This window comes from Streptomyces albidochromogenes, assembly GCF_005981925.1.
GTDB lineage: Bacteria > Actinomycetota > Actinomycetes > Streptomycetales > Streptomycetaceae > Streptomyces > Streptomyces albidochromogenes.
Window position 1 is genome coordinate 1 of record NZ_VBVX01000354.1, and the last position, 6,157, is coordinate 6,157.

Sequence of the window (6,157 nt, forward strand, 5' to 3'; positions counted from 1 at the left end):
GAGCGCTAGTCTCGTGGGCTCGGAGAGGTGTATAAGAGACAGCCCCCGGCGCCCGTTCCCGGGCCGGACCCGTGCGGTGTGCCCGAGTTCGCGCCGCTGCGGGTGCGCGGCGGCAGGCACCGGCTCCGGCGTGCGGTGCGCCGCAGGAGGCGGGCGATGGCGGCCGGGCTGGCGATGACCGCCGCCGCGCTGGCCGCTTCGGGGGCGCGGGACGCGGGGCGTGCGGGCGGGACCGCTCCGGCGCGGCCGCAGGCCCAGGAGCGGACCGACGCGGTGGAGGCGCCAGGGCGGAAGCGGCCCCCGGCGCGGATGGTGTCGGCTCCGGTGCGGATCGCGGACGCCGCGACCGTACGGCTGCTGCGCCGGGGCGACCGGGTCGACGTGATCGCCGCGGCGGCCGGGCCGTCGATGCCGGGTGGGCAGGCCCCGGAGGCCCGGGTGGTGGCGGCGGGTGCGCGCGTGGCGGATGTGCCGCGGGCGCGCGAGAGCTCCGAGGGCGAGGGCGGCGGAGCGCTGGTGGTGCTGTCCGTGCCGCGCGCCACGGCGGCGGCGCTGGCCGGCGTGCAGGCGACGTCGCACCTGGCGGTGACGCTGTGCTGACCAGAACTGAGGAGCTGTCACGTCACCGGTACGGGCACGGGGATTGGACAGGGCGGTCACCTGCTGCCGTAGGTTTCGGAACTGTTTGCTCCGCCCCTGGTACATGCGAAAAGAGGCTCATCCGTGAGCGAGGAGAAGAAGCAGAGCGTCCTGGCCGGCTTCAAAGCCTTCCTGATGCGCGGCAACGTGATCGACCTGGCTGTCGCGGTGGTCATCGGCGCCGCGTTCACCAACGTCGTGAACTCCATCGTGAAGGGCGTGATCAATCCGCTGGTCGGTGCGTTCGGCACGCAGGACCTGGAGAAGTACAGCTCCTGCCTGAAGCAGCCGTGCGAGCCGGACGAGAACGGCGTGATGCAGGGCATCCCGATCAACTGGGGGCTGGTCCTGAGCGCGGTCCTCAGCTTCCTGATCACCGCGGCGGTCGTCTACTTCCTGATGGTGCTGCCGATGGCCAAGTACCTGGCGAGGCGGGCCGCGCGGGACAGGGCCAAGGACGCGACCGCGGAGATCATGGAGGTCACCGAGATCGAGCTGCTGAAGGAGATCAGGGACGCCCTGGTCGCGCAGCGCGGCTCGGGCCACGACACGACGCCGTAGCCCGGGTCGCTCAGAGGTGGTGCGGCGGCTTCTCGTCCAGGAACCGGGCGAGGTCGGCCGCGCTGCCGCCACTGCCGGGAGGCCGCTCGCCCCACCCCCGGTCCGTGTCGTCCGCTGATTGCTGGTCCAGCGGATCGCCGAAGTCCAGCGCCGGCTTGGGCCGTGGTGCGTGCTCGGCCTGCTGCTCGGTCGTCTGCTCCGGATCTCGCGGTCCGTGGGCGGGGGCGGTGCTCATGCTTCCAGGGTACGGCGGGCGGCCGGCCCTGATACCCCGGTGGCCTCTGGGCCGGGGGCGATCCGGCGTGATACGCAGTCCGCATGGGATACCGGACGAGGGCGGACGCCCTGACCGATGTGGCCGGGCTGCGGGTCGGCCACGCGCGGGTGCCGGGTGACCGGGCGCTCAGCGGCACCACCGTCGTGCTGGCGCCGGACGGCGGGGCGGTGGCCGCCGTGGACGTACGGGGCGGTGGCCCGGGCACCCGGGAGACGGACGCCCTCGACCCGCGCAACCTGGTGCAGCGCGTCGACGCGGTCGTCCTGACGGGCGGCAGCGCGTACGGGCTCGACGCCGCGTCCGGGGTGACGGCCTGGCTGGAGGAGCAGGGCCGGGGCTTTCGCGTCGGGCCGGACCCGGCACAGGTGGTGCCGGTCGTTCCGGCCGCCTGCCTCTTCGACCTGGGGCGCGGTGGCGACTGGCGGGCCAGGCCGGGCGCCGCGACCGGGCGGGCCGCCGCCGAGGACGCCGCCCGCGCCGGCGTGGGGGCGGCCGTGGCGCAGGGCGCGGTGGGCGCGGGAACGGGTGCGGTCGCGGGCGGTCTGAAGGGGGGCGTCGGCACGGCCTCCGCGGTCCTCGACTCGGGCGTCACGGTGGGGGCGCTCGTGGTCGTCAACGCCGCCGGGTCGGTCGTCGATCCGCTGACGGGGGTGCTGTACGGGAGTTACTTCCAGGGGCCGGTCGCGTATCCGCCGGCGCGGGTGCACGCGGCGGCGCGGGACACGCTCGCCGACGCGCGCGCGGAGACCGAGCGGCGTGCGGCGAGCTCCGCTCGCCCCCCGCTGAACACCACGCTGGCCGTCGTGGCCACGGACGCGGTGCTGACGCGCGCCCAGGCGCAGAAGCTCGCCGGGACCGCGCACGACGGGCTCGCGCGAGCCGTGCGTCCCGTGCATCTGCTCAGCGACGGGGACACCGTCTTCGCCCTGTCCACGGGCGCCAGCGCACTGGTGGGCGGCTCGGCGGAGCCCGCGTTCGCGGTGCACACGGAGGCGGCCGCGCTCAACGAGGTGCTGGCGGCGGGGGCCGACACGCTGACCCGGGCGGTGGTGAAGGCCGTGCTGGCGGCGGAGGGGGTCGAGGGTCCGGGCGGCGTTTACCCGGCGTACCGGGACCTCTACTGACGTACCGGCGTGGCCAGTTGGCCGGGCGGCGCGGGAACCTCGGGTGCGCCCCCTTCGTTTTGCTCAACCCCGGCGACGTTGTCAGACCCAGGGGCTACGTTGAGCACTCGGCAAGTAACAAGCGGCGACGGCCTGGAGAGACCCTTGAGCGATCCGTACGAGACAACCGAGGAGCACCTCGAGCGACTCCTGGGGCGCGCACTCAACTCGTTCGACCTGCCCGACGCGGCGGTGGAGCGGCTCGAATCGGCGCTGGCGCACAGCACGTCGCTGCACTCCTCGCACCACAGCGCGGGGCTGCACCGCGAGACGTTCAAGCATGTCTTCCTGCTGTCCGACGGCAGTTCGCTCACGCTGTGGGAGCTCGCCCACAACGCGGGCCGCGACGGCAGCACGCAGCACGAGCTCTACACGGAGGCCGCTGAGGTCCGGCTGGCCGCGTCCCGGCTGCCGCGCGCGGGCGGGTTCGGCTGGGCCCCGGGGGACGCGGACGGGCGCGATCCGGAGGGCGGCGACGCGCAGCTCGACGCCGACCTGGAGATCCTGGCCGCGCTCATGGCCGCCCGGCCGGCCACCGCGCCGCGCATCTTCATCCCGGACAACTCCGCCGACCACGCACGCCGGGTGCTCCGCCGGGCCGAGAACGCGGACCGGCCGGGGCCGGACGCCGGGCTGCGGCTGTCCACCGCCGTCGCCCACCAGATCACCCAGGCTTTCGGCCGCCAGTGCAGCGTGGAGGGCCGGGACGCCGGCTTCACGCTGTACGAGCACGCGTTCCTGCTGCGTGACGGGTGCGAGGTGAGCCTCTGGGAGGTCGAGCACACCGCCACGCCGGACGGCCGTCACATGTGCGAGGTGTACGGGACGGAGCGGGCGGCCCGTGAGGCGATGGAGCTGCGGGCCCGGGTGCGGTGACGCGGGCGCCAGGCGCGGCGGGGCGGGCGGCGGCCGTCCGCGCAACGGGAACGGCGCCCGGCCTCCGGCCGGGCGCCGTCGCGTGGGAGCGGGGTCAGGGCGTGAGTGCGGGCTCCTTGGACACGGAGGCCGGAGCCTCAGCCTCCGCCTCGGCGCCGATCTTCGGGCGCGCCGGGAGCGCGAACATCAGGCAGAAGATGGCCACCAGCACCGCCGTCGCCCACCAGAGAGCGTTCTGGAACGCCGATACGAACGCGGTGCCCACCTGACCGGGCGCCAGGTGGTCGTCCATGACACCGAAGAAGACGACCGAGACGAGGCCGAGGCCAAGGGCGTTGCCCATCTGCTGCATGGTGTTGATCAGGCCGGACGCCGAGCCCGCGTGCTCACGCGGCACCTCGGAGAGCACCGCGTCGGTCAGCGGCGCCACGATCAGGCCCATGCCGAGCCCCATCACCACGAGCGGAAGCGCCATCTGCCACGGGTGGATCGCCGTGCCGTACCGGTCGGCCTCCCAGATGTAGAGCAGCAGCCCGGCCACCATGGTCAGCGCACCGGCCTGGAGGACCTTGCGGCCGAAGCGCGGGACGAGCTGCTGTACGGACAGGCCCGCCGCCAGGGAGACCGCGATGGAGAACGGGATGCCCGTCGTACCGGCGCGCAGGGCGGTCCAGCCGAGGCCGACCTGCATGTAGAGCGTCCAGACGAGGAAGAAGATGCCCAGCGCCACACCGAAGGTCAGCTGCACCGCGATGCCGGCGGCGAAGCTCTTCACCTTGAACAGGGCGAGCTCGACCAGGGGCGAGCCGTCCTTGCGGGTCTTGTAGCGCTCGTACGCGACGAAGAGCGCGAACACGGCCGGGCTGGCGATCATCGACAGGTGGCCCCACAGCGGCCAGTCCAGCTCCTCGCCGCGCGTGAGCGGATAGATGAGCATGAGGAGACCGAGCGTCGCGAGTGCCACGCCGACGAGGTCGAGGCGCAGCGCCTTGGGGGCCTTGGACTCCGAGATGAAGCGCGCGCCCAGGATCAGGCCGGCGACGCCGACCGGGAGGTTGATGAGGAAGATCGGCCGCCACTGCAGGCCGAAGAGGTTCCATTCGGTGAGCAGCGCGCCCAGTATCGGTCCCGACACGGCGCCCAGGCCGACGATCGCGCCGAAGAGGCCGAAGACCTTGCCGCGCTCGTGGGCGGGGAAGGTGGCGTGGACGATCGACAGGACCTGCGGCACCATCAGGGCCGCCATCGCGCCCTGGAGGACGCGGGACGCGACGAGGATCTCCGGGTCGCCGGCGAAGCCGCAGAGCGCGGAGGCGAGTGTGAAGCCGCCGATGCCGATCAGGAAGAGCCGCTTGCGGCCGTAGATGTCTCCGAGCCTGCCGCCCGTGATCAGCCCGGCGGCGAAGGCCAGGGCGTATCCCGCGGTGATCCACTGGATGGCGCCGAAGGTGGCGCCGAGGTCCTGCTGGATGCTGGGGATCGCTATGTTGACGATCGTCACGTCGACCAGGTCCATGAAGGCGGCGGTCATCACGATGGCGAGCGCGAACCACCGGCGGCGGTCGGGCGGGGCTGTTGAAGTCATGACCGCGAGACTAGGGGCCATGTAGGACACATCTTGTCCTAGGGAGACGGCATCCTGAGAAACATGACGACCGATACTCCGGCCCGGCTGCTGCAACTGCTCTCGCTGCTCCAGACGCCCCGGGAATGGCCGGGCAGCGAGCTGTCCGAGCGGTTGCGGGTGAGCCGACGCACGGTCCGGCGGGACATCGACCGGCTGCGGGAGCTGGGCTATCCCGTGCAGGCGACCATGGGCGCGGACGGCGGATACCGCCTCGTCGCGGGCAAGGCCATGCCGCCGCTGGTGCTCGACGACGAGGAGGCCGTCGCGATCGCCGTGGGGCTGCGCGCGGGGGCCGGGCACGCGGTCGAGGGGATCGAGGAGGCGTCCGTACGGGCGCTGGCGAAGCTGGAGCAGGTCCTGCCGTCCAGGCTGCGCCGGCAGGTCTCCACGCTTCAGGCCGCCACCATCCCGCTGACCAGCGGCGACGGGGCGACCATCGATCCCCACACGCTGACGGTGATGGCGGGTGCGGCCACCGGGCAGGAGCGGCTGCGGTTCTGCTACCGGTCGGGCGACGGGTCCGAGAGCAAGCGTCTGGTCGAGCCGCACCGGCTGGTCAGCACCGGGCGGCGCTGGTACCTCGTGGCCTACGACCTGGACCGCGACGCCTGGCGGACGTTCCGGGTCGACCGGGTCAGCGAGCCGTTCGCCACGGGGGCGCGGTTCACGCCCCGGGGGCTGCCGAGCGGGAACGCCGCCGAGTTCATCCGGCGGTCCCTCAACCGCTTCCAGGAGCGCTACCGCGTGGTGGCGACGTTCGACGCGCCGGCCGCGTTCGTCGCGGCCCGGCTGCCGTCGTCGCTCGGCGCCCCGGAGCCGGTGGCGGACGACGACGGCCGCTGCCGGCTCGACGTCACCTGCACCGACTCGATGGAGTGGCTGGGGATCCGGCTGGCCCTGGTGGACTGCGAGTTCACGGTGTCCGAGCCGCCGGAGCTCGTCGATTTCCTGGCCGGGCTGGGCGGCCGGGCGAGCCGGGCGACCGCCGGACGCGGACGTTAGAGGGCTCCGGGC

The 6,157-nt window shown here is 73.4% G+C and carries 7 protein-coding genes; 5 read left to right on the forward strand and 2 right to left on the reverse strand.

Going from position 1 to position 6,157, the window contains the following annotated elements; translation table 11 throughout:
* Positions 1-78 precede the first annotated feature (78 nt).
* On the forward strand, positions 79-600 hold the full coding sequence (locus E2E34_RS29805) for an RcpC/CpaB family pilus assembly protein (protein ID WP_341870240.1): 522 nt from the start codon (positions 79-81) through the stop codon (positions 598-600).
* 123 nt (positions 601-723) lie between these two features.
* Complete coding sequence (gene mscL / locus E2E34_RS29810; RefSeq protein ID WP_138904983.1) at positions 724-1,200, forward strand: large conductance mechanosensitive channel protein MscL; 477 nt, start codon at positions 724-726, stop codon at positions 1,198-1,200.
* A 10-nt stretch (positions 1,201-1,210) separates the two neighbouring features.
* Here the strand turns inward: mscL and E2E34_RS29815 are convergent, their stop codons facing one another.
* Positions 1,211-1,435: a hypothetical protein gene (locus E2E34_RS29815; protein ID WP_138904984.1), complete on the reverse strand. Its 225-nt coding sequence runs from the start codon at positions 1,433-1,435 to the stop codon at positions 1,211-1,213.
* Positions 1,436-1,518: 83 nt separating this feature from the next.
* Between E2E34_RS29815 and E2E34_RS29820 the strand changes: the two genes are divergently transcribed.
* Entirely contained in the window at positions 1,519-2,601 is a 1,083-nt protein-coding gene (locus E2E34_RS29820) for a P1 family peptidase (protein WP_138904985.1), read from the forward strand.
* 144 nt (positions 2,602-2,745) lie between these two features.
* Entirely contained in the window at positions 2,746-3,516 is a 771-nt protein-coding gene (locus tag E2E34_RS29825) for a DUF6227 family protein (protein ID WP_138904986.1), read from the forward strand.
* A 94-nt stretch (positions 3,517-3,610) separates the two neighbouring features.
* On the opposite strand, the gene E2E34_RS29830 is transcribed toward E2E34_RS29825, so the two are convergent.
* Positions 3,611-5,101 carry an MFS transporter gene (locus E2E34_RS29830; protein WP_244316248.1) on the reverse strand — a complete coding sequence of 497 codons (1,491 nt, stop codon included), beginning with the start codon at positions 5,099-5,101 and terminating at the stop codon, positions 3,611-3,613.
* Positions 5,102-5,164: 63 nt separating this feature from the next.
* Here E2E34_RS29830 and E2E34_RS29835 point away from each other — a divergent pair, with 63 nt between their 5' ends.
* On the forward strand, positions 5,165-6,145 hold the full coding sequence (locus E2E34_RS29835) for a helix-turn-helix transcriptional regulator (protein WP_138904988.1): 981 nt from the start codon (positions 5,165-5,167) through the stop codon (positions 6,143-6,145).
* Positions 6,146-6,157: the final 12 nt, after the last annotated feature.